This window comes from Acetobacterium sp. (assembly GCF_030652775.1).
In the GTDB taxonomy this organism is placed as follows: Bacteria; Bacillota; Clostridia; order Eubacteriales; family Eubacteriaceae; genus Acetobacterium.
The window spans coordinates 1-24,941 of sequence record NZ_JAUSPS010000028.1; the positions used below are offsets into that span (position 1 = coordinate 1).

Consider the following 24,941-nt stretch of genomic DNA (forward strand, 5'->3'; position numbering starts at 1 on the left):
GTTATTTATACTATTGATGATAATGTATTATACTATGATTAAATAAATGTTATGCATAGTGTAGGGTTACATCATGCTTTAAGCTTGTTTTTACCTGCGTTTTATCCAGTTCTATGTACCTTTATAGGCAGGTGGCTAAAAAGGTATATCGTCATCATCGGCCATCAGATGAAAATCTTCATCCAATCCCATTACTGACATATTATTATTATTTGCTTGTGGCGCTGAAGCTTGTTGGTATCCAGTTGTGGAATTTGAATCTTTCCGGCTGGATGACAGGAAATTAATCTCATCGGCAACAACTTCCGTCACATAACGTCGTTGACCATCCTGTGCGTCGTAACTTCTTACTTGTAGTCGTCCTGATACACCAATTTGGCTACCCTTTGACAAATATTGACCAGCAAATTCTGCCTGTTTTCCCCACACGACAATTGGCACGAAGTCAGCTTCTTTTTGACCATCTTTGTTTTTAAAACGACGATCCACCGCTAAGGTAAATGTAGCTACCGCTTTGCCCGTTGTTGTGTTTTTTACCTCAGGATCTCGGGTTAGTCTTCCTACTAGAATTACTTTATTCACAGAACTGCCCCCTATTTCTCTTTTTTAATAACGATGCTTCGAATAAACTGTTCGTTAATTTTGTATAAATGATCCAATGCATCAAGTACTGAGTTCTCAGCTTTGAAGTCTACTAATACGTAGAAACCTTCTTGATACTTTTTATCGATTTCGTAGGCTAATTTTCTTTTGCCCCATTCGTCGACTTTTTCAATCTCTCCAGCTGCTTCAATTACAGCCTTTACTTTGCCGACTAATTCTTCAATCGCTTCTTTTTCAAGATCCGGTTTTAAAACAAATAATGTTTCGTATACTCTCATTCCATTTCACCTCCTCATGGACTATGGCTCACTTTTCCAGCGAGCAAGGATTACAGCTTTTAATTATATCATATCTTCCAATTCATGCAAGGATTTTATTTTTATTTTTTATTTATAACGGCGCAACTGCGTTAAATAGAATTGGCGTCATAAATGTTTCGATAAAAGCCGCTAAAAAGAAAAGTGGAATCAACCATAGCAGATAAATTCGCAAACATCCAATCACCGCCTGTTTTAATTCACCTTTAAAACTTCTTCTTAAAATTGTTTTCGACAGTTTAAAACAGAGATGAACCCCCAGGGTTACACCTAACACCAGGGCCGGAATCTCAATCATACCATGGGGCAAAACACCAACCAGAAAAGCAAACCAACCGATGCCATTGGTTTGATAAACGGCTCCAATCAAGCCGATAATGATGGCATTGGAGGCCAGCGAAAACAGCGGCAAAAATAAAAAAGGAATAACGCCCAAAAGACTACTGATTCCGCTGGCAATGACATTATTCAGAAAAATGCCGAGCCACAGGTCGATGCCAGTGCTATTAAGAAATCCCTTCTGATTGAATAGTGCCTGCAACTCCATAAAATAACTTTGACTCAAGGTTGGATCATTGAGAAATAGCAAGGTATTTAAAACAATCATGATACCAAAAAAAGCCAGGCAGAAATAATATGTTGATTTAAGTTTTTTTTCAAAATAGCTTTCGGCGCCATTCCATTGGGTCATAAAAAAAGTTTTCATCGCTCACCCTTGCTCTCACTATTTAGAATTTTCTTGATCTGTTTATTGAATTTTGATCGTTGCAGCATGACAATATGTCCACAACCGAGACATTTTATTTTAATATCTGCCCCGACCCGGATAATTTCCCACTGAAAGCTCCCACAGGGGTGCTTTTTTTTCATTTCTACCCGATCCCCTAATGCATAAACTTTAGTTTCCATGTTTTGCCTCTACTTCTTTTTTAATACCGGCATCCTTAATTGATTCATGGGTATAAATAACTGACTTATTGTATGGAATTTCGACTCCTTTTTCTTGGAAGACTTCTTTGATTCGTTGACGCAATATATTTTCAGCCATAAATTTAGTCGATGCATCCTCATCGCAAACGACCCGTATATTAACGGCTGATGGATCAAGCCGTGTTACGCCTTGGACTTCTGGTCTCGTTTTGAATAACTCTTCATGATTCTTATGTAGATCATCACATAACTCTTCAAGTAATTCGGTCACCTTAGCAATGTTTTCTTCATAGGCGATACCGACATCCACAATAGCTTTTATATGACCTTTTGAATAATTGATCAAACGGTCAATTTTCCCATTATGAATAATAAAGAGCCCGCCATTAAATTCCCGGACACTAGTGGTGCGGATGCCAATGGCCTCGACAATGCCATAATGGGTTTCGTCAATGATCACATAATCGCCGACACTGAATTGATTTTCAAAGACAATCACAAATCCGCTCATCACGTCTTCGACAATGCCCTGGGCACCAAAACCAATGGCCAAGGTTCCTACGCCGGCTACCGCCAACAGTGAACCGACATTGATAAACTGACCCAGGATAATCAGACCTGCCAGGGTCCAGATGCTTGCTCTGGCGGCCGTTTTTGTGACATTGTTTAAGGTAATGATGCGCCGGGCATCTCTGGCTTCAAGCCCGGCCTTTTCGCCGTCAAAAATCCGGTCAACAACACCAAAGGTGATTTTTAAGCCGATCATAACGCCAATCAGGACAATTCCGCAAATCAGACATTTATGCAAAAGATTTGAAAAATCGATTTGACTGATATAGGATGAAAAACTTGTTGTTATATATTCCATTATCGTCTCCTATTGAATTCCCATGTAGTTAAGTACCATTGGTGCGGCAATTTGCAGCAGGTTGCTGTTTTGGGCGGTTGGCAGATTTGACACGCCACCGGTCGAAAGATTAATGACTGAAAACACCCACAGCATGACGGCGATGATTGCGCCCCCTAAAATCAGTCCGATCAGCATTCCGGCCAAGTGATTGATTGTTCCGATAACCGGAATTTTCGATATTCCCAGAAAAATAATCTGCAGGAGCCAACAAAAAACGGATACCCCCAGAACAATGATCCCAAAACTGATACTCTGGGCAATGCCATGGATGATCAATGCGGTCATGGTGGCAAGGCTCTGATCGGTAGCGGACTGACCACCGTTGCTCGCCGCTGCTCCCAACAGTGAGTTAGTTAAACCGCTTTGCTGGGCACCCAGATCCATCAACGACTGGGAAAACGCTTCCACATTGATGGTTTCAAATAAGCTGTTAAGCACTCCCGTCTGAATCAGCCAGTCGCCCAGCAGCGGCGAAAATATCCAGGCGATTACAAAAGATGCAATAAATCCCCCGAAACTGATCAGGGTATTTATTGCACCTCGTTTGTATCCTATGATTCCTGAAAGCGAGCAAATCAGGATGCAAATAAAATCAAGTGATGTCAATGCTGAAAAACTCATTTTTTATTCCTATAGTATTCTTCGATGTCTTCTTCGTTGATGATCCGTACGGCACTGGTTTCCATTAGGAAGGACTTGTCGTCTGTTTCTTCATGCTGGTTCAGCCCTTTATTTAAATTTTCCAGTTCGATGGGATGAGACAGATCCCAGTCGCCGACTGTTTCTGACTGTCCTTTACCACTTACCGCAGCGGTCGTAATATCCGGCATCGCGGCGGGTTGTATTTCGGACTCATAGGCTGGCTGAACTCTTTCTGCGGTGAAGCGTTTTTCTTCCGTGACGGGATCAATTGTTTCAAAAAGTCCGGTTTCTGATTTGCCTCCCCGGCGCGGTTTTTTATAATTTGTTCGTTCTGGTGCGACATAGTTATCATCAATGATTACTTCGGTCATGTTCATGGTTTCCGGTGCATTGGGGGTAAATCCTTCATTGATTTGTTCATTGGAAAGACCATCCAAACCAATGCTTTCACGTTTTGGCACACGTGATTTTTTTCGCGGTTTCTTCTTTTCTTTTTTCGTTTCCAGATCGTACTCCAGATCCCGCTGATCTTCGGCCTTGGTTTCTTCCCGGTATTTGTGACCCAGGAGCCGTCCTAAAACAATCCCAATCACCTGAAAGACAATCGTCAATACTAATCCGATTCCAAATAATACAAAAATTGATATCTCACTACCAATTAATTGATAAATTAATCCATATGGTAGATACCAAAAAATCGTTGGTGCGGCAATAAAAGCAAATTGATTCCAGATACTGCTTGTATCCTGTCCTGGGAACATGGTCGAAACAACCGTTAATGTCCCGGTTAAAACGACAATCGGAATCAGACTGTATAGCATGTATCTTATCGTCTTGGGTTTTTCATCACCACTGATATTCTTAAAGCAGATTGCAAACAAGGTGATCCAGAATGCGCCAATGGTCAATAATTGGATACCATTAAACAGATAGTTAAAATCGCTTGTTCTGATCAGATCAAATACATTTTTAAATATCAGAACAATCACAATATATAGGATATTACCTAATACTGCAGCTTCTAGAGCTGATAATCGTCTCTTTCTTTTGATTTGATTCATTATTTTCTCCATTTCATATTCGAATTGTCGTAACTTGACAGATCCTAATTTGTTTTTTCATATCCCAATTGTTCGAGCAGACGATCCAGTTCTTCCAGTGACGAATAGACAAACTCGATTTTTCCTTTTTTTCCGCGGCTACTTAAATGCACTTTGGTCTCAAATTTTTTCTCCAAAGCATCCTGGATTTCGATGATATAACCTTTGTCGTCTTTTTTCTTTTGCAGTGGTTTTGCCAGACCTTCGGTTTGCATTTTTTTGATGCGATTTTCAGCTTCTCTGACACTCATGCCCTTTTCAATGATCTCGTTGGCAAAAACTTCCATTTTTTCCGAATCTTCCAGAATAAGAATTGCCCGGGCATGCCCCGAGGTAATCTGTCCCTGCGCCAATTGGTCTTGAATCGTTGTTGGTAGTTTTAGCAGCCTGAGGGTGTTGGCAATGGCCGTTCGGCTTTTCCCGATTCGAATGCCAATTTCGCCCTGGGTCAGGTTGAAGTTTTCCATCAGTGCCTCAAAGGCCATCGCTTCTTCAATACTATTCAGGTTTTCCCGCTGCACATTTTCAATAATGGCAATCTCCAGCACTTCTTCCGGGGGGAGATCTTTGACGATCACCGGAATCTCTTTCAGGCCGATCATATTTGCTGCCCGCCAGCGTCTTTCGCCGGCAATAATGGTATATCCCTTTGTTTCTGGTTTAACCACCAGTGGTTGGACGATGCCATGTTCTTTGATCGACGCGCCCAATTCTTCCAACTTACTGCGATCAAAGGTTTTTCGGGGTTGTTTCGGGTTTGGTCGAACGTTATTTGTTTTTACATAAAAAACAAGCTTTTCAAGGTCAACCTCCAGTATTTCATCTTCTTGTGAGGTCACCACCGCTTCGTCGGGAAACAACGCTCTCAGCCCTTTTCCTAAACCGGTATTTTTTCCCATAACTACTCCTGTCTCTGTATAAACTCTTTTGCAAGAGCAAGATATGCTTTCGATCCTTTTGATGCATTGGCATATTCAAAAATAGTTTGCCCATAGCTGGGTGCTTCTGCCAGCCGTACATTTCTAGGAATCATCGTTTCATAAACCTTATCTTTAAAATAGTCGACCACTTCATCGACAACCTGATTCGATAAGTTAGTGCGGCTGTCGAACATCGTCATCAGCACGCCTTCAATTTCTAATTGCGGGTTTAACCCCTGTTTGACCAGACTAATGGTATTCATCAACTGGCTCACCCCTTCCAAGGCATAAAACTCGCATTGGATCGGTATCAATACCGTATTTGTCATCGCCAGGGCATTAATCGTCAATAACCCTAATGATGGTGGGCAGTCAATAAATATATAATCATAGAATGGTTTGACATTTTCAATGCTATTTTTAAGGCGCAATTCTCGCTGCGGCATATTCGTCAGTTCAATCTCGGCTCCGGCCAGATCTGGATGAGATGGAAGGATATGAAGATTATCGTAAGAAGTCGTCAGAATGATCTCTTTAAGGTCATCGCCGTGAATAATGCCATTGTAGACGCTTTTTTCTAGATTATTCTTTTCAATTCCGAATCCACTACTGGTATTTCCCTGGGGGTCGATATCGATGACCAGGATCCGGTATCCTTCCAAACTGAGGGCAGTGGTTAAGTTTATATTTGTGGTTGTTTTTCCAACACCACCTTTTTGATTAAATACTGCCACGATTTTCGCCATACTCTACTCCTTAAATTTAATCACTCGCTCGATGTTTGCGAAGCTACCATAAACAATCTGGCTCATTTAGTTCTGATGCTATTAATTTTTGCCAGTCTCATGTTTCACGTGAAACATATGAAAAGACTAACCATCTGCATATTTTCATTTTCAAGAGATGTTTCACGTGAAACATCTCTTGGAAACCAGGTCAAATAGTATCATAAAACCCTTTATTTCTTCTTGCAATTTTAATATTTAAACGGGGAATACTTCTTTTTTGATCTTGCCATTGATGCGTGGAAATAGATCAGGTGTTGATTTTATCTTTTCCACATTCATTATAACATGAACATAATCGCTTTGCAGTAATAAACCCTTTTCTATTTCAACTATTTTCCCACCCAAAACGGCGATTGGCTTTCTGGCCGCTTCCAGCTCTTCCTGGTAATCTCTCCCTTTCATCGACAAAAATCGTCCCCCCACCTTTGTCAGTGGTAAGCAGTATTCAGCAAGGAGGGTCAGATTTGCCACTGCCCGGGACGTGACTACTTCATATCTTTCCCGGTAATTACTGTTTTGTCCCAATTCTTCGGCTCGGCCATGAAGAATTTTAACGTTGCTAATCCCTAACTCCTGGGCAATGGACTGAACCACATTCAGTTTCTTTTTAGTGGAATCCATTAAGGTAATCTCCGCCTCTTCTAGTAGAATAGCCAACGGAATACCCGGAAAACCACCGCCGGTTCCGACATCCAGGATGCTTGACCGGGGGTTTTTGATCAGTTTAAGCAGGGTCAGGGAATCTAATAAATGAAGCTTGATAAACTCATCTTCATCGGTAATCCGAGTCAGATTGATGTGTTTATTCTTTTCTAACAGCTGATCCATATAAGCGATCAGCTTTTCTGCCTGTTTTTCATTGATAGCTATCTCGACCTCTTTGCCCAGGGCAATCAACTTTTCACTACGATTATTCATTATCTGTTCCATCCTTATCTGAACTTCTTCGGCGCTGTTCCATGGCAATTAACAAAACCGAAATATCCGCCGGCGAAACCCCGGAAATTCGGGAAGCCTGTCCCATTGACAGGGGCTTTATTTCCTGAAGTTTTTCGGCCGCTTCGATCCGCAGTCCACCGATTTTAATGTAATCAAGTTCGGGCGGTATCAACTTGTGTTCAAGCTTTTTAAATTGTTCTACCTGCTGCAGTTGTTTTTTAATATAGCCTTCATACTTGATCTGAACCTCAACCTGTTCCACCACACTCCAGTGCCGGGTTGGCCGTTCGGGATCAAAAATCGCGGTTTGCAGATATTTAACTTCCGGCCGCCTGATCAGTTCCCCGATCGATAAACCATGCTGGATCTCCGAGCTGCCAAAAGATTTGAGCGCCTCGTTGTTTTGTTGATTGGGTTTGACAATAACCTGATTGAGACGGATGATTTCCTGTTTGATCTGTTCTTTTTTCTCCCGGAACTTCTGATAACGGCTCTCACTGATCAGTCCGACCCTATGTCCGATCTCGGTTAACCGCAGATCGGCGTTATCCTGCCGTAACAATAACCGGTATTCGGCCCGGGATGTCATCATCCGATAGGGTTCGTCGATCCCCTTAGTAATAATATCATCGATGAGTACCCCAATATAACCTTCGGATCGATCAATGATTATCGGTTGTTCACCCCGTGAATAAAGCGCTGCATTAATGCCGGCAATCAGCCCCTGAGCACCGGCTTCTTCGTAACCGGAGGTACCGTTGATCTGTCCGGCGAAAAACAAACCCGCAACCTCCTTGGACTCTAGTGAAGCCTTTAACCTTGTTGGATGGATACAGTCATATTCGATGGCATAGGCCGAACGCATAAATTCCACCTTTTCCATTCCCGGCACCGTTCGATATAAGGCAATCTGAACATCCTCTGGCAGACAGGACGACATCCCCTGGACATAGATTTCATTGGTATTTAATCCTTCCGGCTCCATAAAAATCTGATGTCGTTCCTTATCATGAAAGCGCATCACCTTGGTTTCAATGGAAGGGCAGTAACGGGGGCCAATCCCTACCACGTCTCCGGTATATAGCGGTGATCGCTCAATGTTGGCATTGATAATATCATGGGTTTCCGGGTTGGTATAGGTCAGGTAACAGGGTACCTGGTCGATATCAATCCGATCGGTTTCAAAGGAAAAGGGAACGATGTGTTCATCACCTTCCTGAATAATCATTTTGGAGTAATCCAGGGTTTTCGCATCGACCCGCGCTGGCGTTCCGGTTTTAAAACGCTGCAGTGCGATGCCATTTTTTTCGAGACTGTCCGATAAAACCATGGCCGGAAATAAGCCATTAGGTCCGCCATCATATTGAACATCGCCAATAATAATGCGGCCCTTTAAATAGGTGCCACTGCAGATGATCGCGGCTTGACAGTTATAAACTGCCCCGGTATTAACCATCACACCGGTAATTTTTCCATCTTCAACAATAATCTCGGTGGCTTCCTGCTGTTTTAGCAGTAGGTTCACCTGGTTCTCAATCACTTCTTTCATCCGGAACTGGTAGGCTTTTTTATCGGCCTGAGCCCGCAGCGAATGAACTGCCGGACCTTTGGCGGTATTTAACATCTTACACTGAATCATCGTTGCATCAATGTTCTTTCCCATTTCACCGCCAAGGGCATCGATTTCTCTGACCAGATGTCCTTTTCCGGTGCCGCCAATCGATGGATTGCAGGGCATCATCGCCACCGAATCCAGATTGATCGTTAATAACAGGGTTTTCAGTCCCATTCTGGCACTGGCCAGAGCTGCTTCGGAACCAGCATGGCCGGCACCAATGACGATAATGTCGTAGTCTCCTCCTGGGTATGTCATTCTCTTTCCTCTACTTTCCAATGCAAAAATTCTTAAAAATCTGATCGATGATATCCATCCCCACAGCCTTGCCGGTGATCCCCCGAAGCGCCTCCAGGGCTTCCATGACGTCAATACTGACGAGTTCCAAAGGCATCTGGCTGGTCATCGTGGCGATGGCGTTTTCCAGACTGTTCTTGGTTATTTCTAATAATTGAATGTGCCGGGTATTGGTTATCAGGTAGTCCGCATCCTGATTGACGGTTCCTTCAAAAACCATTTCCAGCATTTTTTGTCGCAGTGTTTCAATTCCCTGATCTTCCAGCAGCGACATCGGGATCCAGGGCTCGGGAATTGCGATATCACTTCCCGTGATAGCATCGGTCTTATTAGCAATATAAATGGTCTTGCGGTTTTTCAGCAACTCGATCAGTTCCTTTTCCCCGGCTGACATCTCCTTTGAGATATCGCGCATAAAAATGACCAGATTGGTTTGCTTTAAAAGCGACCGGGATTTTTCCACGCCAATTTTTTCGACCAGGTTATCGGTTTCTCTAATCCCGGCGGTATCAATAATTTTAAAGGGAATCCCTTCGATATTAAGATACTCTTCAATGGTATCCCGGGTTGTTCCGGGAATATCGGTGACGATCGCTTTGTTTTCCATTAATAAGGTATTTAATAACGATGATTTCCCGACATTCGGCTCACCCAGAATCGCGGTGGTGATGCCTTCGCGGTAAATCTTGCCGGTTTCTGCCACCACCAGGATTTCTTTTATCTTAGATAACAGCCCCAAGATCTGGCTATTGACAAAATCATATGAGATTTCGTCAATATCATATTCAGGATAATCAATGTTGACTTCCATATGCGATAAAATCCCCACCAGGGTCTCATCCAATTCTTCCAGTTTCTGCGACAGTCGGCCTTCCAGTTGAGCCACCGAATACTCCAGACTTTTTTCGGTTTTAGCATTGATGATATCAATGACGGCTTCGGCCTGGGTCAGGTCCATGCGCCCATTTAGAAAAGCCCGCTTGGTAAATTCCCCGGGTTCAGCCAAACGTGCTCCGGATTGAATCACCAGTTTTAGTATTTTACGCATCGGAACAATCCCGCCATGGCAGTTTATTTCCACCACATCTTCGGCGGTATAGGAATGCGGTGCGATCATTTTAGAAATGAGCACCTCGTCAATATCTTTGCTTTCAGTTGGATCGACAATGCGTCCGTAAATCAATTCGTGACTTTTAGCGGCGACCAGGGTTTTTCCCCGGGGATTGACAAACAGCTTATTGCTAAGTGTCACGGCCTGAGCGCCGCTGATTCTGATAATGCCAATTCCGGCGCCGCCCATACCGGTGGCTACCGCAGCAATGGTATCTTCATTTTGTAATAAGACTTCCAATTTTTTCTCCTGTCTCAATAATCGTTTCCTAATCTCTTATAATATAATAAAACCCTGGGGTTGACAAGTATCGCTCATAAAAAAAGCACTTTACAATTAACTCTTAAGCTAACTTGCAAAGTGCCCGATTATTTTTTTAATTCTTTTCTTGATCTTTTGTTTTTTCTTTTAGTTTTTATCTTTTAACTGGATAACAACCCGGCGATAAGGTTCTTCCCCCTCACTAAAGGTAAAGACCTTGTCGTGATTCTGAAGTTTTGCATGGATGACCCGTCGCTCCGAAGGGTTCATCGGTTCCAGCAGCATTTTCTTCTGATAATAAACCGCTTTATTGGCCATTTTTTCGCCCAGATCTTCCAGTGTCTTTTCCCGCTTAGCACGGTAGTTTTCAGTGTCCAGAATAACCCGAACGTATTCTTCATGCTGTCGATTGATAACTAAACTGACTAAATATTGGAGAGAATCAAGGGTTTGACCGCGACGTCCAATCAAGACGCCCATATCCTTACCTTCCAGATCAATGAATAATACTTTATCCTCGAGACGAGTATGGATTTTACAGCTGATTTTCATGGCATCGAGGACATCATTTAAAAAATCAAACGCCCGTTGTTCAGGATTATTTATCAGTGATACCTCAACAATGGCTTCTTTTTTTCCAAAAATCTTCATTAACCCACTGTCCGGTACTTGCAATACATTTGTTTCAACTTGTTCTTTTGTCACACCAAGCTGTTGCAAACCATGGTTAATAGCATCTTCTACGGTTTTACCAGTACCCGTTACTGTCTTATTCATTTTCCCTCTCCTTAGCTTTGCGTCATCATTTTATTTGTTATCATAACGTTCCTTGGCTTTTTGATAGGCTTCTTCCTGAGCTGCGTCGCGCTCGGGAATTTCAACTGATGGTTTTTTTCGCTGTTCCTCCGTTGGCTGATAGGATTTTGAACTCTGAATTCTTTTATTTGACGCTGGCCGTGTTAAGGGCTTTTTCGGTTCATCGCTCGGATCCTTTTTATTGCCTTTGGGGGCATTGGGATTGGCTGCCGCCCGTTTGGCCGCTAAATCAGCCTTTCGTTCTTCTTCTGCTTCACGAACCCGGCGTTCCGCTTCTTCGATGGAAATATCCGGTTCCGGAATGCGCATCATAATAAATTGTTGCACAAAGGTAAAGACATTCTGGACAACCCAGTAAAGGGCAACCCCAGACGGCATCGAAATGGAAATATATCCAATCATCAGCGGCATCGCATAAAGCATAATTTTCTGGGTTTTAGCATTAGGATCATCCGGATTTGTACTGGGTGAAGCTGCCATCGTAAATTTCTGAGTGATAAAGGTAAATAACGCCGCCAAAATCGGTAATACATAAATTGGATCTGGGACGCTTAAGCTTTGCAGCCATAAAAAGGACATATCAATCCCACTGATGCTTCCATTAACGAACACCCAGGTTTCTGGATGTAGCAAGGTCTGATAGAGACCAATTAGGATTGGAAATTGTAATAATATTGGTAAACAGCCACCGGCTGGATTAACCTTAAAGGTTTTGTAGAGTTTTAAGGTCTCTTCATTTAATTTTTCTTTATTATTCTTATACTTTTTGTTAAGCTTCTGTAATTCCGGCTGAAGGCGTTGCATATCCTTCATCGATTTGGTTTGTTTAATATTAAGCGGTAGTAATAATACCTTCATTAATATTGTAAAAATGATGATTGATAATCCATAATTATGGACAATTCCATAAATCTGAAATAGCATCCAACCAAAGATCTGGTATAAAAACTCCATTCATTAACTCCTTAAGTTTTTCTCCCTAACATTCTAAGGAAGGGGATCATATCCCCCGGGATTAAAAGGATGGCATCTAAGAATGCGTCTTCCACCCAAATAGCTTCCCTTAATGACACCGTATTTTTCAACGGCCAAAATAAAATACTCTGAACAAGTGGGACTGAAACGACAATTATTTCCTAATAGAGGCGAAATGAATTTCTGATATCCTCTAACAATTAAAACTAAAAATTGCTTGAACATCCTATGGCCTCATGAGATTCTTCTTATAAAACAAATGTTTTAGTGATTTTTCCAAACTACTATACGGCACTTCTTTAATGGATTCCTTAGCAATTAGAATAATATCATAACCCTTTGAAAAAGAATCTTCATTAAGACGATATGCCTCTTTAATTCGTCTTTTAACCTTATTTCTGATCACAGCTTTTTTAGAAACTTTTTTGCTTACTATTATTCCCAAACGATTGGTATTCTCTTCGTTCTTTATATAATAGATCACAAAGACCTTATTTCCGAATACATCCCCAACTTTAAAAACACGTTTAAATTCATTTTCCTTGCTCAGGGACTTTATTCTCACCAAAGGAATTCTCCTTAATTTTTATTAAACAAAAGACCGCTTTTGAAAAACGGTCTACAAAGGATTATGCTGATAATTTTTCTCTGCCTTTTTGTCTTCTTTTCTTCAAAATAAGTCGACCGCTTTTGGTAAACATTCTTTTTCTGAAACCATGTTCTTTTTTACGTTGTCTAACTTTTGGTTGATAAGTTCTTTTCACTTCGACACCCCCTGACTAATACTTTATATTCATTTGTTTATAAGCTAATAAGACTTTTACCCTAGAATTATATAATCTCGCTTATTTTATGTCAAGTCATATTATCAAATATGAGGCGTTTTCGCAAGCTTTATGTTTATTTTAATTATATTGAATGCCTTACCGCAATTTGTTATACTAGGTTTATCAACCGAAATGTGGATAAGTTCTATGAAATTGTCCAATTAATCCACAAATTTTGGGATTCTGTGGATTAATTGGGGATAACTTGTCGATATTTTTCAACTTTCCGTTTGTTTTCATCTTTTCCTGTTGGTAAAACTTTTTTAAGTTATCAACAATTTTTCTTATAAATTGCTTGATTTATTTGGCTATTCACATTAAAATAGATTCTCTGTGCATAAGTTAGAATTTTATCCACAATGACACGACTTAAATTTATTAGAAATTGGAGGTTCATTTAATGGACACTTCCTTTAAAAAAATATGGGATGCCGCACTTGAAATTATCAAACCGGATATTAGTCCAACCAGTTTTAACACCTGGTTCTTAAAAATAAAGCCCATAAACTACGTCAACAACACCTATTATTTTTTATCAGAAAATGAATTCGAAAAAGGAATTCTGGAAAGTCGGCATATTCCCTTAATCACGAATGCCCTGGCTGAGGTTACCGGAAAAACCGGTCAGGTGAAAATCGTATTAAAAGAAGAAGATGCGATGATCCCCCAAAATGACGCTTCGCCACAGATATCCATTACCAATGTGGAAGATAAAATATCAAACTATCAGAACAACTCGATGAACCCCAAGTATACCTTTGACAGTTTTGTTATCGGCGAAAACAACCGTTTCGCCCACGCTGCCTGTGTCGCTGTTTCCGAAGCACCTTCTGAACGTTATAATCCACTGTTTATTTATGGCGGCGTTGGTTTGGGAAAAACCCACCTTATGCAGGCCATCGGACATTACATTTTATCCTATGCACCGCATAAGAAGGTTGTTTATGTGTCCTGCGAAAAGTTTACCAATGACTTTATCGATGCGATTCAGAATAAAACAAACATTTCTTTTCGCAACAAATACCGCAGCGCCGATATCCTGTTAATTGATGACATCCAGTTTTTAGCTAAAAAAGAAGGAACTCAGGAAGAATTTTTCCATACCTTCAATACTCTGCACCAGGAAAATAAACAGATCGTTATCAGCAGTGACCGTCCACCCAAAGAAATACCAACCCTTGAAGAGCGGCTCCGCTCCCGTTTCGAAAGCGGTCTGATCACCGATATCTATGCCCCTAATTTTGAAACCCGGATTGCCATTATTAGAAAAAAAGCTGAATCTTTCAGCGATGAGATCCCCAACGAGGTTCTGAGTTTTATCGCTGATAGCATCCATTCCAACATCCGAGAACTTGAAGGCGCTTTAACTACGGTATTTGCTTATTCAAAATTGCATAAGGTTCCGATTAATCTGGAATCGGCCAAAACTGCCCTGAAAGATATCTTTAGAAAAAAAGAAGACATTGTCATTACCGGCGAGTATATTAAAGAAGTCACGGCAAAATACTTCAATATTACGGTTGACGACATGAATTCCAAAAAACGCACCCGTTCCATTTCGTTGCCCCGTCAGGTAGCGATGTATATTACCCGGGAAATCACGGATTTGTCATTGCCCCGGATTGGCGAAGAGTTCGGCGGCCGGGATCATTCGACCGTAATCCATGCCTGTCAGAAAATAGCTGAAGAAATGAGTACCAATACCGATTTTAAAAATCTCATTCTGCGAATTGAACGAGAAATTAACGGTAATTAACAACCCACATTCTCTGTCGGATCAATGAAGAGGTTATCCACAATTTATCCCCCGACTTTTTCTGTTTTTTTTGTGCTATCAAATCATTCGCAGAGTTATTAACACTATCCACACCCCCTACTACTATTACTATTAATTTAATCTATATATTTATATATAAAAGGGGTTTTCAAATTTAAAAAAGGAGCGATTACTTATGAAATTCAATTGTTCAAAAGAAAGTCTCATGGAAGCATTGTCTGTTGCTCAAAAAGCAGTTTCATCAAAAACAACCATGAAAATATTAGAAGGTATCCTTTTTAGCGCAGCTGATAATAAATTATTATTAAGAAGTACTGATCTGGAAATTGGTGTCGAAGTGACGATTCCGGCTGAAGTGGAAAGCGGCGGCGAGATCGTTTTAACTGCCTCCATCATCAGTGAGTTGATTCGTAAAATGTCCGGTTCTGATATTTTCTTTGAAAGTGATGAACATCATCAAATAAAAATAGAGTGTCTGTTGTCAAATTTTACCTTAAAAGGATTATCTGACGAAGAATTCCCAGACTTCCCCGAAGTCATCGACGACCATATTTTTACCATTGATGCGGCTGTTTTGAAAGAACTGATTAAAGGCACCTTATTTTCGGTGGCTACCAATGAAAATATTCCAGTTTTGACCGGCGTAAAAATAGAGCTTCATGATGACAATATCAATTTGATTGCCCTTGACGGGTACCGGTTGGCGCTCAGAGCTGGTAAAATTAAAAGTCCAGTGGCGGAAGACCTCAGTGTGATTATTCCGTCAAAATCCTTATCTGAAATCAATAAGGTGCTAGCCAATTACAATGGCGATGTCGTAGTCAAATTTTCAAAAAATCAGATCTTTTTTGAAATGGATAATACCCAGTTCACCTCCCGCTTACTAGAAGGTGACTTTATTAATTACAAACAGATCATCCCTGCGGAAAAAGCCACCCAGGTTAAGGTCAACCGCCGGCTGTTGCTGGAAAGCAGTGAACGGGCAGCGCTACTGGCCCGAGAAGGTAAAAATAATTTAATCAAAATGGATTTTAATCAGGATCAGCTAATTTTAACCTCTAATGCCGAAATCGGCGATGTTTTTGAAGTGATTCCGATTGAAAATCATGGCGAGTCTTTAAAAATAGCCTTTAACTCCAAATTTCTGATCGAAGCCTTGCGGGTGATCGAAGGGGAAGAGCTGATGATTGATATGACAACTTCGGTTGGACCAGGCGTTTTGCTTCCCATCGAAGGAAGTAATTTTATCTATTTAATCCTGCCGGTTCGGATTGCTGAAGAAAATTAAATACGCAGTTTAAAATAGTCAATAAAATAATGATTTTAAAATAGCATTAAAAGTAGTTTAAAAGATCAGAATTATGCAAATGATTCGTTGAAATTTTAGACTATTTTTTATTTTTATGTTATAATAGTTTGGTTAGAAGATAAACATATAAAAATTTAATCAATTTTGGCATAAATAAAGGGGATTCGTGTAATGCTCTTTCATTTTTGTCAAAAATATAATGCGCGGGGAAAAATATGCAAATAATTGAAATTAACACAGAGTTCATAAAAATTGATCAGCTGATAAAATATGCCGGTATTGTCGGCAACGGCAGCGATGTCAAATTTATGATTTTAGATGGTTTAATTCGGGTGAACGGGGAGTTGTGTACCCAGCGGAATAAAAAAATAAGAGATGGTGATCTGGTAGAAATAAAAGATTATGATACCCTGCAAGTAAAAGGGATCGGGAAACCATGTTTATCGAAGAATTAAAACTCATTCATTATCGCAATTATGAAAATGAATGTTTCACACCGCAAAGAGGAATTAATATTATTCTGGGCGAAAATGCCCAGGGAAAAACAAATCTTATTGAAGCTATGTTTTTTTTATCCCGAGGTTACAGTCATCGTGCTTCAAATGTGGCAGAACTTGCCCAATGGGATCATGATGATTTTTTTATGAGTGCCAGGGTTGTCAGCGAAGAGGTTAAACATACCCTCTCGGCCAAAAGTTATCAGGGAAAACGACAGTTTTTACTGGATGGAAAGGTAAAAAAAAGAGATAAGATCAATGGGATTTTCAATACCATCCTCTTTGAACCGGATGATTTGAAAATAGTCAAAGAAGGGCCTGATAAAAGACGGCGCTTTCTTAATCAAGAAATATCCGGGTTCCGGCCAGAGTACCACTATATTTTAAGAGATTATGAAAAAATATTGAATCAGAGAAATTCCCTATTAAAAAGTATTCATTATGAACCCAGTCTGATCACGACCCTGGATGTTTGGGATGAACAGCTTATTCAAACCGGGGTTCGGTTAATGAATCACCGAATTCGCTATCTGCATCGACTTAACCGGGAAGCAAATAATCTGCATCAAATACTTAGTCTTGGAAAAGAAACTCTTTCATTATCCTATCTGAACAACATTATCGATTCTTTGGAAGAACTGTCAGAAATAAAACACTTATACCAAAAACGGTTAGAATCCAGCCGGGAGGAAGAAATTTCACGGGGCGCCACGATTTATGGACCCCACGTGGACGACATGATCATTCAAATTAACGGAAAAGATGCCAGGCGCTATGGATCCCAGGGTCAGCAGCGTTCGGCCGCCATTTCCCTCAAATTGTCCCAAATAGAGATATATTATGATAACACTGGAGAATACCCGGTGGTTCTTTTGGACGATATCTTTTCTGAATTGGATGAACACCGCCGCAAAAGCATTCTCTCGCTTTTAAATAAAACCCAGGCCTTTATCACCTGTACCGAAGATATCTTAAACGATGGCGAAGTTACGCAAGAACATCGACACGTCATTGAGATCGTTCAGGGCAAGACCCAGGTAATCATTAACAAATAATCATTAATAAACCATGAAAATCAGGAGGAAAACATGCCAGAAAACAAATCAGATAATTATACAGCTGATCAGATACAGGTCCTCGAAGGATTAGAGGCTGTTCAAAAAAGACCGGGAATGTATATCGGAAACACCGGTTCCCGGGGTTTACACCATTTAGTTTATGAGGTGGTGGATAATAGTATTGATGAAGCCTTAGCTGGTTATTGTAAAAGTATCAGTGTCACCATTCATCAGGACGATTCCATTACGGTTGTCGATGATGGCCGGGGAATTCCCACCGGGATGAACCATTCTCAGGGAAAAACCGGGGTTGAGTTGGCCTTAACGGTTCTTCATGCCGGCGGTAAATTCGGCGGTGGCGGATATAAGGTATCCGGCGGACTGCATGGGGTTGGGGTATCGGTTGTTAATGCTCTGTCTGAAAAATTGACCGTTGAAGTCAAACAAAAAGGGCAAATCTTTTTTCAATCCTATGAAAAAGGCAAGCCGACCTGTGATCTGACCGTCACCGGAACCACCAATCGTACCGGAACCACCATTTATTTTAAACCCGATAAGGATATTTTTGAGGAAACCGACTATGACTTTGATATCTTAGAGCATCGTTTAAGAGAATTGGCTTTTCTTAATAAGGGCGTTTCAATTAATCTGATTAATGAAAAAGAATCACCTAAACGGAAAGAAACCTATTATTATACCGGCGGGATTCATTCCTATGTGGAATACATGAATCGCAATAAAGATCCCCTGTATGATAAGATTACCTATTTTGAAAAAGAACAGGACGACTACGCGCTGGAAATCGCCTTTCAATATACCACCGGTTATTCGGAAAATATTTTTTCCTATGCCAATAACATTAACACCCCGGAAGGGGGAACCCATCTTAATGGATTTAAGAGTGCGCTAACCCGAACCGTTAATACCTATGCGAGGAAAAACGGCTTTTTAAAGGGGAATGATAAAAATCTCACCGGCGAAGATGCCCGGGAAGGTTTAACTGCGATTGTCAGCATCAAGCTGCTCGATCCGCAGTTTGAGGGTCAGACTAAATCAAAACTGGGAAATACCGAAGTTAAGGGAATTGTTGAAACCATTGTCGGCGATCAACTTTCAGCGCTGATGGAAGAAAATCCCAGCATTGCTAAAAATATTATTGAAAAAACCCTATCGGCCGCTAGAGCCCGGGAAGCCGCTAAAAAAGCCCGTGAATTTACGCGCCGTAAAAGTGCTTTAGATTCCACAGCGTTACCAGGGAAACTGGCGGATTGCCGGGAAAAAGATCCGGCGCTGTCTGAAATATATATCGTGGAAGGGGACTCGGCGGGTGGTTCTGCCAAATCTGGCCGAGACTCTAAAACCCAGGCGATCTTACCCCTGCGTGGTAAAATCTTAAACGTTGAAAAAGCCCGATTGGATCGGATTCTGACGACTGATTCCTTAAAATCGATGATCATTGCTTTCGGTACCGGAGTCGGAGAAGAATTTACTGTTGAAAAAGCCCGTTATCATAAAATCATCATCATGACCGATGCCGACGTCGATGGGGCTCACATCAGAACGCTGTTGTTAACCTTCTTTTATCGCTATATGCCAGGTCTTATCGAAGCCGGATATGTTTATATCGCCCAGCCTCCCCTTTATAAGATCACCCGGGGAAAACAGGTTGATTATGCCTATACTGACCGGGATCTGGAGAAAAAACTGGAAGGCGTGGAAGATCGCTCCCGCATCAGTCTGCAACGATACAAAGGTCTTGGGGAAATGGATGCCCATCAACTCTGGGAAACCACCATGGATCCCAGCGTGCGAACCTTGCTTCAGGTCAATATTGAAGAAGCCTCTTATGCGGATGAAATCTTCACCATTCTGATGGGTGATAAGGTTCAACCCCGTAAAGAGTTCATCGAACGGAATGCTAAAAAAGTTAAGAATTTGGACATCTAGTCAAGAAGGAGTAACGTTAAATGCAAGAAATAATTGAATTTGATCGGATAAAATCGATCAATATTGAAGAAGAAATGAAAACTTCCTATATTGACTACGCCATGAGTGTCATCATAGGTCGAGCCTTACCGGATGTTCGGGATGGCTTAAAACCAGTTCATCGCCGGATTATTTATGCGATGAGCCAACTGGGGTTAACGCCCGATAAAACCTTTCGTAAATCAGCCCGTATTGTCGGGGATGTTTTAGGTAAGTATCACCCTCATGGTGATTCGTCGGTTTATGATGCGATGGTGCGGATGGCTCAGGAATGGTCGATTCGGTATCTGATTGTTAATGGCCAGGGTAACTTTGGTTCGGTCGATGGAGACAGCGCCGCGGCGATGCGTTATACCGAAGCAAAAATGGGTAAAATAGCGGCTGAACTGTTGCGGGACATTAATAAGGAAACCGTTGACTTTATTCCCAACTTTGATGAGTCGGAAACGGAACCATCGGTTTTGCCATCAAAATATCCCAACCTTCTGGTTAATGGATCTTCAGGGATTGCGGTCGGGATGGCCACCAATATTCCGCCCCATAATCTGGGCGAAATCATCGATGGTACCGTGGCCTTTATTGATGACCCGGAGATTACCATTGATGAACTGATGAAGCATGTCAAAGGACCAGATTTCCCAACTGCTGGGATTATTTTAGGCAAATCGGGCATTAAAAGTGCTTATCGCACCGGCCGGGGTCGGATTAAGGTTCGTGGTAAGGTTGATATTGTCACTACCAAAAAAGGTAAGAAACAGATTGTTATCACAGAAATCCCCTACATGGTCAATAAATCCAAGCTGGTTGAAAAAATTGCCGAACTGGTTAAAGAGAAAAAAATCGAAGGAATTTCTGATTTAAGAGATGAATCCGACCTGAAAAAAGGAATGTCGATCATCATTGATTTAAAACGGGATGCCAATGAAACGATTATTTTAAATCAGTTATATAAACATACCCAGCTCCAGGAAACCTTTGGGGTGATCATGCTGGCTTTGGTCAACAATGAACCCAAGGTTCTCAATTTAAAAGAGATCCTCTTTCACTATATTGAACATCAAAAAGAAATCATTACCAGACGAACGATTTTTGATCTTAAAAAAGCCGAAGCTCGAGCGCATATTTTAGAAGGTTTAAAAATTGCCCTGGATCATATTGATGAAGTGATAAAATTAATTAGAGCGGCTGCCGATGGCAAAGTCGCCAAGGAACAATTAGTTTTACGGTTCAGTCTTTCTGAAATTCAGGCTCAGGCGATTCTGGACATGCGTCTCCAGCGTTTAACTGGTCTGGAACGGGAAAAAATCGAAGAAGAATACAAAGAACTGATGGTGACGATTGCCAAATTAAAAGCAATTTTAGGCGATGGTCAACTGGTTCTGAATATCATCAAAGAAGAACTGATCGAAATCAAAGAAAAATACGGCGATAAACGTCGCACTAACTTTGATATCGATGTCGAAGACTTTGAAATCGAAGACCTCATTGAAGAAGAAGAAGTTGTCATCACGATGACCCATATCGGATATGTGAAGCGGATTACGGCTGATAATTACCGCTCACAAAAACGCGGCGGAAAAGGGATTACGGCCCTCAGCACCCGGGAAAATGATTTTGTCGAACACCTCTTTACCACCACTACTCATCACTATCTGATGTTCTTTACCAATCTTGGTAAGGTCTATCGCTTAAAAGCTTTTGAAATTCCCGAAGGTGGACGAACCGCCAAAGGAACCGCCATTGTCAATCTCTTACCATTAGAAGCTGGCGAACAGATTGCCACGATGATTCCGGTTAAAGAATTCACGGCTGATAAGTACCTGATTATGGCAACCAAGCAGGGGATTATCAAGAAAACCGATTTAACCGAATATGACACTTCCCGAAAAAATGGTATCATCGCCATTAACCTCAGAGAAGGGGATGAGCTGATTAATGTCCGGTTAGTTGAACAGGATGAAGAAATCGTTATGGGAACCCAGTGTGGTTATGCGATCCGCTTCAGCTCAGAAGAGGTAAGACCGATCAGCCGAACATCGATCGGGGTGCGCGGTATTGATCTGCGCGAAGATGATGTGGTTGTCGGGATGGACATTGTCAAAGAAGAGCTGTTTGTCCTTTGTGTCAGTGAAAATGGCTACGGTAAACTCAGCGCATCAGACCTTTATCGACCTCAGAAACGCGGCGGCAAGGGTGTTCAAACCTATAAGGTCACCAAGAAAACGGGTGAACTGGTGGGCTTCTGCGTGATCAGCCGGGATGGCGAAATCATGATGATTAATAATCAGGGCGTTGTAATCAAGCTGGAAGGCAATGATATTACCGCCGTTGGCCGAAATACTCAGGGCGTCCGTCTGATGAAATTAAAACCCGAAGAATCTATTGCCACGATTTCTAAAGTTTACAAGGAGGATCCAGTGGATGATCTCGACGACGAAGGCGAAAATCAAATCTCACTCGTTAACACCACTGAAAAAGAATAATGGACTCATTAATCCATATCGATCGCATTCAAGTCAATTGTACGGTCAATGATCAGTTTGATGCCATTGCTTTAGCAGCCAAACCGCTGCTTGAGCAGGGGTGCATCACCGAAGATTTTGTTGAAGCCGCAGTGGAAAGGGAAAGAACCTTTCCCACCGGCTTACCCACAACCATAGGGGTAGCTCTACCCCATACTGAAGCGAAATATGTATTAAAAGAAAGTATCTCCATTGTTACCTTAAAAAATACCATCGTTTTTGCCGGCATGGGAAATCCCAAAGAAAGTATTCCGGTTCAGATTGTCTTTTTACTGGCCATTAATAATCCTGAAAAACAACTCAGGATATTACAAACTATTATTACCATTATTCAAAATGAAAAAATGTTAAAAAAAATAAAAGCTGCAAAAGAGCCGCAAAGCATATACAATCTCATTAAGACATTTTTATAGTCAAATCACAGGAAGAAAAAGAAAGTGAATACCGATGAATATTAAAATAGCACCCTCGATGCTTAGTGCAGATTTTGCCAATCTGGAACGGGATCTAAAAGAAGTAGAAAAAAATGGCGCCGATTATCTCCATGTCGATATTATGGATGGTCATTTTGTACCGAATATCACCATCGGCCCGGATCAGGTGGCGCAGTTGCGAAAGACGGTAGCCATTCCCTTTGATGTCCATTTGATGATTACTGAACCACTTAAGTATATTGACCAGTTTGCCGATGCCGGAGCAGATATCATTACCGTTCATGTCGAATCGGATGGTGATATCCAGGCTTGTCTTGATGCCATTGTCAAGAAAGGAGTCAGACCGGGGCTGGTGGTTTCTCCTGATACATCCCTGGAGGTGATTAAGCCTTATCTTGATCAGCTCAGTATGATTCTGATTATGTGTGTTTATCCCGGTTTTGGCGGACAAAGCTATATTCCGGCCAGTACTGAAAAAATAAGAGCCTGTCGCCAACTGATTGGCAACCGGAGTATTGAACTTCAGGTTGACGGCGGGATTAATTTTAACACTTTAAAAGATGTGGTGGAAGCCGGGGCCAATGTGATCGTTTCCGGATCCTGTTTATTTAAAGGCGATATGAAAGAGAACATAGGACAATTTAGAAAAATCATCCAGCGATAAATTCTAAAATTGAAAGAGGGAAAAACGATGAAACTTGTTTTAGTTGCGTGTGGAACAGCCCTGGCAACATCAACAGTGGTTGCCAAAAAGATTGAACAGATTGCTCAGGAAAATGGCATTGAGTGTCGAACCGTTCAAGCCAAAGCGGTTGATGCATTTCAAAAATATCAAGAATTACATCCGGATGCGATTGTCTGTACCTGTCAACTAGAAGGGGATATTGACATCCCGGTGATTAATGGTCGCGCCTTTTTAACGGGCATTAATTTACAAAGTACTATTGACCAGTTGATTGAGATATTGAAAAAATAGAAAACATATTAAAATAGTTAGTTGAAAATAAAGTTTGAATTGAGATTGACAAATATTCTAAATATTGGTATGCTTAACCACAGATTTGGAGAATGAAGCTCCGGTCATAAGAATTCCATTTTTGAATATAAAAAAACAAAACCTGAAGGTTCCTCAAAAATATAGGAACCTTCTTTTTTGAGTAATGCATATAAATTAGAATTGCGGAATAAATATTTTAATTAAATAAGCACTACACTAAATAAAAACAATGAAGCCATGAAGGTTCCTAAGTCAATTAGGGATCTTCTTTTTTTGAGGAGGATGATAACGGTTATTATAAATTTTTGTTAAAAATAGTTTATTAATTGATATTGGTTAATTAAAAAAAGTGAAAACAAGGAGAAAAGAAATTGGAAGTAATGAATGTTATCAAAAAAATTGGTGAGTATTGGGATGAAAGATCTTTGGTATTTGATAAGGAACATGATACTGAAGATTTAAATGCCTGGGGAGCTACTTTAGAAAGATTATTAGGTGAAGATAAAAACAAAAGTGTTTTAGATTTAGGCACCGGGACAGGTTTTCTGGCGAACATGACTTCTAAATTGGGTTATTCAACCATTGGAATTGATATTTCAAAAGAAATGATGAAGCTTGGAGTTAAACATGCAAAGACTGTTGGTTCAGACACTGTGTTTATGGAAGGGAATGTATTAGCATTGCCTTTTATGGATAATACCATTGATTTTATTATTAATTCACGGTTAATCTGGACACTGGTTGAACCAGATGTGGCAATTAAAGAATGGCTACGCATTTTGAAACCAGGTGGTAAAATCATGTGCTTCAATCGAATGCAAGAAGGGATCGGGTTAAATATTGGTAAGATCAATATTTATGAAGATGAAGAAGTGGATAAGCAATTAGCCATAAAAGGCGCTCGGATGGAAGAACTTCGGGATTTACTGGAAAGAAACGGGCTGGTGGATGTTCAGATTCAAAAGCTTCCAGATGTGACCCGCCACGGTTATGACTATGACCCTTGGTTTGTGCTGATGGGAACAAAAGACGAAGAAGAAAATCAATTAATTTCATAAAAGTCATTAAAAATAAATAAGCCAATAAGGCAGTTACTCCTTGAAAGGAGTTGTGTTATATTGGCTTTTTTTGTTGCAAATTTTTAAAGGGAAGGATTGTTATGGGTCACTTAAAAATAAAGAATCTCGTTAGAACTGGGCTTGATTTAGTGCTTGGACTTTTTATTATAAACTGTTACACACAAGATGACAGCTTATATTTTTAGACATATGATTAATGGTGTAAGTCTGATATAAGAAGCTGTTAAGGGT

At 40.9% G+C, this 24,941-nt stretch carries 27 protein-coding genes; 10 read left to right on the forward strand and 17 right to left on the reverse strand.

The annotated features are described in order from the left end of the window. Positions 1 to 135: 135 nt before the first annotated feature. The 17 genes from Q7J41_RS04525 to rpmH form a co-directional block, all read right to left on the reverse strand. Positions 136 to 582, reverse strand: a complete 447-nt coding sequence (locus Q7J41_RS04525) for a single-stranded DNA-binding protein (protein ID WP_304885648.1) — start codon at positions 580 to 582, stop codon at positions 136 to 138. Between the two features lie 11 nt (positions 583 to 593). Further along, complete coding sequence (gene rpsF, locus Q7J41_RS04530; RefSeq protein ID WP_026394927.1) at positions 594 to 881, reverse strand: 30S ribosomal protein S6; 288 nt, start codon at positions 879 to 881, stop codon at positions 594 to 596. 112 nt (positions 882 to 993) lie between these two features. Continuing rightward, positions 994 to 1,626, reverse strand: a complete 633-nt coding sequence (locus Q7J41_RS04535) for a stage II sporulation protein M (RefSeq protein ID WP_304885651.1) — start codon at positions 1,624 to 1,626, stop codon at positions 994 to 996. Next, positions 1,623 to 1,829: a DUF951 domain-containing protein gene (locus Q7J41_RS04540; RefSeq protein WP_304885653.1), complete on the reverse strand. Its 207-nt coding sequence runs from the start codon at positions 1,827 to 1,829 to the stop codon at positions 1,623 to 1,625. The genes Q7J41_RS04535 and Q7J41_RS04540 overlap by 4 nt, the downstream gene beginning before the upstream one ends. Then, complete coding sequence (locus tag Q7J41_RS04545; RefSeq protein WP_304885655.1) at positions 1,819 to 2,718, reverse strand: mechanosensitive ion channel family protein; 900 nt, start codon at positions 2,716 to 2,718, stop codon at positions 1,819 to 1,821. The genes Q7J41_RS04540 and Q7J41_RS04545 overlap by 11 nt, the downstream gene beginning before the upstream one ends. Before the next feature lie 9 nt (positions 2,719 to 2,727). After that, positions 2,728 to 3,381, reverse strand: a complete 654-nt coding sequence (locus Q7J41_RS04550) for a CvpA family protein (protein ID WP_304885656.1) — start codon at positions 3,379 to 3,381, stop codon at positions 2,728 to 2,730. Next, positions 3,378 to 4,463, reverse strand: a complete 1,086-nt coding sequence (locus Q7J41_RS04555; protein WP_304885657.1) for a hypothetical protein — start codon at positions 4,461 to 4,463, stop codon at positions 3,378 to 3,380. Before Q7J41_RS04555 ends, Q7J41_RS04550 begins: the two co-directional genes overlap by 4 nt. A 44-nt stretch (positions 4,464 to 4,507) precedes the next feature. Further along, a complete protein-coding gene (locus tag Q7J41_RS04560) occupies positions 4,508 to 5,401 on the reverse strand; it encodes a ParB/RepB/Spo0J family partition protein (RefSeq protein ID WP_304885659.1) in 894 nt (297 codons plus the stop codon). A gap of 2 nt (positions 5,402 to 5,403) precedes the next feature. Then, positions 5,404 to 6,168, reverse strand: coding sequence for a ParA family protein (locus Q7J41_RS04565; protein WP_304885661.1), 765 nt, complete (start codon positions 6,166 to 6,168; stop codon positions 5,404 to 5,406). A 237-nt stretch (positions 6,169 to 6,405) separates the two neighbouring features. Beyond that, positions 6,406 to 7,128 carry a 16S rRNA (guanine(527)-N(7))-methyltransferase RsmG gene (rsmG, locus tag Q7J41_RS04570; protein ID WP_304885663.1) on the reverse strand — a complete coding sequence of 241 codons (723 nt, stop codon included), beginning with the start codon at positions 7,126 to 7,128 and terminating at the stop codon, positions 6,406 to 6,408. After that, the gene (gene mnmG, locus Q7J41_RS04575) at positions 7,121 to 9,022 is read right to left on the reverse strand and encodes a tRNA uridine-5-carboxymethylaminomethyl(34) synthesis enzyme MnmG (RefSeq protein WP_304885665.1); all 1,902 of its coding nucleotides are present in this window, start codon (positions 9,020 to 9,022) and stop codon (positions 7,121 to 7,123) included. The genes rsmG and mnmG overlap by 8 nt, the downstream gene beginning before the upstream one ends. 10 nt (positions 9,023 to 9,032) lie before the next feature. Next, positions 9,033 to 10,412: a tRNA uridine-5-carboxymethylaminomethyl(34) synthesis GTPase MnmE gene (gene mnmE / locus Q7J41_RS04580; protein WP_304885667.1), complete on the reverse strand. Its 1,380-nt coding sequence runs from the start codon at positions 10,410 to 10,412 to the stop codon at positions 9,033 to 9,035. Between the two features lie 168 nt (positions 10,413 to 10,580). After that, positions 10,581 to 11,210 (reverse strand): RNA-binding cell elongation regulator Jag/EloR, encoded by a 630-nt coding sequence (jag, locus tag Q7J41_RS04585; protein WP_304885669.1) that lies wholly within the window; start codon positions 11,208 to 11,210, stop codon positions 10,581 to 10,583. A gap of 30 nt (positions 11,211 to 11,240) precedes the next feature. Then, entirely contained in the window at positions 11,241 to 12,203 is a 963-nt protein-coding gene (locus Q7J41_RS04590) for a YidC/Oxa1 family membrane protein insertase (RefSeq protein WP_304885671.1), read from the reverse strand. 33 nt (positions 12,204 to 12,236) lie between these two features. After that, positions 12,237 to 12,449 carry a membrane protein insertion efficiency factor YidD gene (yidD, locus tag Q7J41_RS04595; protein WP_304885673.1) on the reverse strand — a complete coding sequence of 71 codons (213 nt, stop codon included), beginning with the start codon at positions 12,447 to 12,449 and terminating at the stop codon, positions 12,237 to 12,239. Between the two features lies 1 nt (position 12,450). Continuing rightward, the gene (gene rnpA / locus Q7J41_RS04600) at positions 12,451 to 12,789 is read right to left on the reverse strand and encodes a ribonuclease P protein component (RefSeq protein WP_304885675.1); all 339 of its coding nucleotides are present in this window, start codon (positions 12,787 to 12,789) and stop codon (positions 12,451 to 12,453) included. A gap of 64 nt (positions 12,790 to 12,853) precedes the next feature. Beyond that, the gene (gene rpmH / locus Q7J41_RS04605; RefSeq protein ID WP_084504966.1) at positions 12,854 to 12,988 is read right to left on the reverse strand and encodes a 50S ribosomal protein L34; all 135 of its coding nucleotides are present in this window, start codon (positions 12,986 to 12,988) and stop codon (positions 12,854 to 12,856) included. Positions 12,989 to 13,451: 463 nt separating this feature from the next. On the opposite strand from rpmH, the gene dnaA reads away from it, so the two are divergent. The 10 genes from dnaA to Q7J41_RS04655 all read left to right on the forward strand — a co-directional run bounded on the left by dnaA (position 13,452) and on the right by Q7J41_RS04655 (position 24,689). Continuing rightward, positions 13,452 to 14,807, forward strand: coding sequence for a chromosomal replication initiator protein DnaA (gene dnaA, locus Q7J41_RS04610; RefSeq protein ID WP_304885678.1), 1,356 nt, complete (start codon positions 13,452 to 13,454; stop codon positions 14,805 to 14,807). Positions 14,808 to 15,003: 196 nt separating this feature from the next. Beyond that, positions 15,004 to 16,116 (forward strand): DNA polymerase III subunit beta, encoded by a 1,113-nt coding sequence (gene dnaN, locus Q7J41_RS04615; protein WP_304885679.1) that lies wholly within the window; start codon positions 15,004 to 15,006, stop codon positions 16,114 to 16,116. A 236-nt stretch (positions 16,117 to 16,352) separates the two neighbouring features. Beyond that, the gene (locus tag Q7J41_RS04620; protein ID WP_304885681.1) at positions 16,353 to 16,592 is read left to right on the forward strand and encodes an RNA-binding S4 domain-containing protein; all 240 of its coding nucleotides are present in this window, start codon (positions 16,353 to 16,355) and stop codon (positions 16,590 to 16,592) included. Then, on the forward strand, positions 16,574 to 17,689 hold the full coding sequence (gene recF / locus Q7J41_RS04625) for a DNA replication/repair protein RecF (protein ID WP_304885682.1): 1,116 nt from the start codon (positions 16,574 to 16,576) through the stop codon (positions 17,687 to 17,689). Before Q7J41_RS04620 ends, recF begins: the two co-directional genes overlap by 19 nt. A 33-nt stretch (positions 17,690 to 17,722) precedes the next feature. Then, complete coding sequence (gene gyrB / locus Q7J41_RS04630) at positions 17,723 to 19,639, forward strand: DNA topoisomerase (ATP-hydrolyzing) subunit B (RefSeq protein ID WP_304885684.1); 1,917 nt, start codon at positions 17,723 to 17,725, stop codon at positions 19,637 to 19,639. A gap of 20 nt (positions 19,640 to 19,659) precedes the next feature. Next, the gene (gene gyrA / locus Q7J41_RS04635; protein WP_304885686.1) at positions 19,660 to 22,161 is read left to right on the forward strand and encodes a DNA gyrase subunit A; all 2,502 of its coding nucleotides are present in this window, start codon (positions 19,660 to 19,662) and stop codon (positions 22,159 to 22,161) included. After that, positions 22,161 to 22,613: a PTS sugar transporter subunit IIA gene (locus Q7J41_RS04640; protein WP_304885687.1), complete on the forward strand. Its 453-nt coding sequence runs from the start codon at positions 22,161 to 22,163 to the stop codon at positions 22,611 to 22,613. Before gyrA ends, Q7J41_RS04640 begins: the two co-directional genes overlap by 1 nt. 34 nt (positions 22,614 to 22,647) lie before the next feature. Then, complete coding sequence (gene rpe, locus Q7J41_RS04645; protein ID WP_304885689.1) at positions 22,648 to 23,298, forward strand: ribulose-phosphate 3-epimerase; 651 nt, start codon at positions 22,648 to 22,650, stop codon at positions 23,296 to 23,298. Between the two features lie 27 nt (positions 23,299 to 23,325). Next, complete coding sequence (locus Q7J41_RS04650; RefSeq protein ID WP_304885690.1) at positions 23,326 to 23,610, forward strand: PTS sugar transporter subunit IIB; 285 nt, start codon at positions 23,326 to 23,328, stop codon at positions 23,608 to 23,610. Positions 23,611 to 24,011: 401 nt separating this feature from the next. Further along, positions 24,012 to 24,689 carry a class I SAM-dependent methyltransferase gene (locus tag Q7J41_RS04655; protein ID WP_304885736.1) on the forward strand — a complete coding sequence of 226 codons (678 nt, stop codon included), beginning with the start codon at positions 24,012 to 24,014 and terminating at the stop codon, positions 24,687 to 24,689. Positions 24,690 to 24,941: the final 252 nt, after the last annotated feature.

Excerpts from the sequence above, each read along its gene's own strand:
- Q7J41_RS04620 (WP_304885681.1), top strand. The coding sequence starts at position 16,353 with ATGCAAATAATTGAAATTAACACAGAGTTCATAAAAATTGATCAGCTG.
- dnaA (WP_304885678.1), top strand. The coding sequence starts at position 13,452 with ATGGACACTTCCTTTAAAAAAATATGGGATGCCGCACTTGAAATTATC.
- Q7J41_RS04565 (WP_304885661.1), bottom strand. The coding sequence starts at position 6,168 with ATGGCGAAAATCGTGGCAGTATTTAATCAAAAAGGTGGTGTTGGAAAA.
- Q7J41_RS04590 (WP_304885671.1), bottom strand. The coding sequence starts at position 12,203 with ATGGAGTTTTTATACCAGATCTTTGGTTGGATGCTATTTCAGATTTAT.
- rpsF (WP_026394927.1), bottom strand. The coding sequence starts at position 881 with ATGAGAGTATACGAAACATTATTTGTTTTAAAACCGGATCTTGAAAAA.
- Q7J41_RS04655 (WP_304885736.1), top strand. The coding sequence starts at position 24,012 with ATGAATGTTATCAAAAAAATTGGTGAGTATTGGGATGAAAGATCTTTG.
- Q7J41_RS04545 (WP_304885655.1), bottom strand. The coding sequence starts at position 2,718 with ATGGAATATATAACAACAAGTTTTTCATCCTATATCAGTCAAATCGAT.
- jag (WP_304885669.1), bottom strand. The coding sequence starts at position 11,210 with ATGAATAAGACAGTAACGGGTACTGGTAAAACCGTAGAAGATGCTATT.
- Q7J41_RS04650 (WP_304885690.1), top strand. The coding sequence starts at position 23,326 with ATGAAACTTGTTTTAGTTGCGTGTGGAACAGCCCTGGCAACATCAACA.
- Q7J41_RS04555 (WP_304885657.1), bottom strand. The coding sequence starts at position 4,463 with ATGAATCAAATCAAAAGAAAGAGACGATTATCAGCTCTAGAAGCTGCA.
- gyrB (WP_304885684.1), top strand. The coding sequence starts at position 17,723 with ATGCCAGAAAACAAATCAGATAATTATACAGCTGATCAGATACAGGTC.
- mnmG (WP_304885665.1), bottom strand. The coding sequence starts at position 9,022 with ATGACATACCCAGGAGGAGACTACGACATTATCGTCATTGGTGCCGGC.
- Q7J41_RS04560 (WP_304885659.1), bottom strand. The coding sequence starts at position 5,401 with ATGGGAAAAAATACCGGTTTAGGAAAAGGGCTGAGAGCGTTGTTTCCC.
- rsmG (WP_304885663.1), bottom strand. The coding sequence starts at position 7,128 with ATGAATAATCGTAGTGAAAAGTTGATTGCCCTGGGCAAAGAGGTCGAG.
- recF (WP_304885682.1), top strand. The coding sequence starts at position 16,574 with ATGTTTATCGAAGAATTAAAACTCATTCATTATCGCAATTATGAAAAT.
- rpe (WP_304885689.1), top strand. The coding sequence starts at position 22,648 with ATGAATATTAAAATAGCACCCTCGATGCTTAGTGCAGATTTTGCCAAT.
- Q7J41_RS04540 (WP_304885653.1), bottom strand. The coding sequence starts at position 1,829 with ATGGAAACTAAAGTTTATGCATTAGGGGATCGGGTAGAAATGAAAAAA.
- dnaN (WP_304885679.1), top strand. The coding sequence starts at position 15,004 with ATGAAATTCAATTGTTCAAAAGAAAGTCTCATGGAAGCATTGTCTGTT.
- Q7J41_RS04535 (WP_304885651.1), bottom strand. The coding sequence starts at position 1,626 with ATGAAAACTTTTTTTATGACCCAATGGAATGGCGCCGAAAGCTATTTT.
- Q7J41_RS04640 (WP_304885687.1), top strand. The coding sequence starts at position 22,161 with ATGGACTCATTAATCCATATCGATCGCATTCAAGTCAATTGTACGGTC.
- gyrA (WP_304885686.1), top strand. The coding sequence starts at position 19,660 with ATGCAAGAAATAATTGAATTTGATCGGATAAAATCGATCAATATTGAA.
- Q7J41_RS04550 (WP_304885656.1), bottom strand. The coding sequence starts at position 3,381 with ATGAGTTTTTCAGCATTGACATCACTTGATTTTATTTGCATCCTGATT.
- yidD (WP_304885673.1), bottom strand. The coding sequence starts at position 12,449 with ATGTTCAAGCAATTTTTAGTTTTAATTGTTAGAGGATATCAGAAATTC.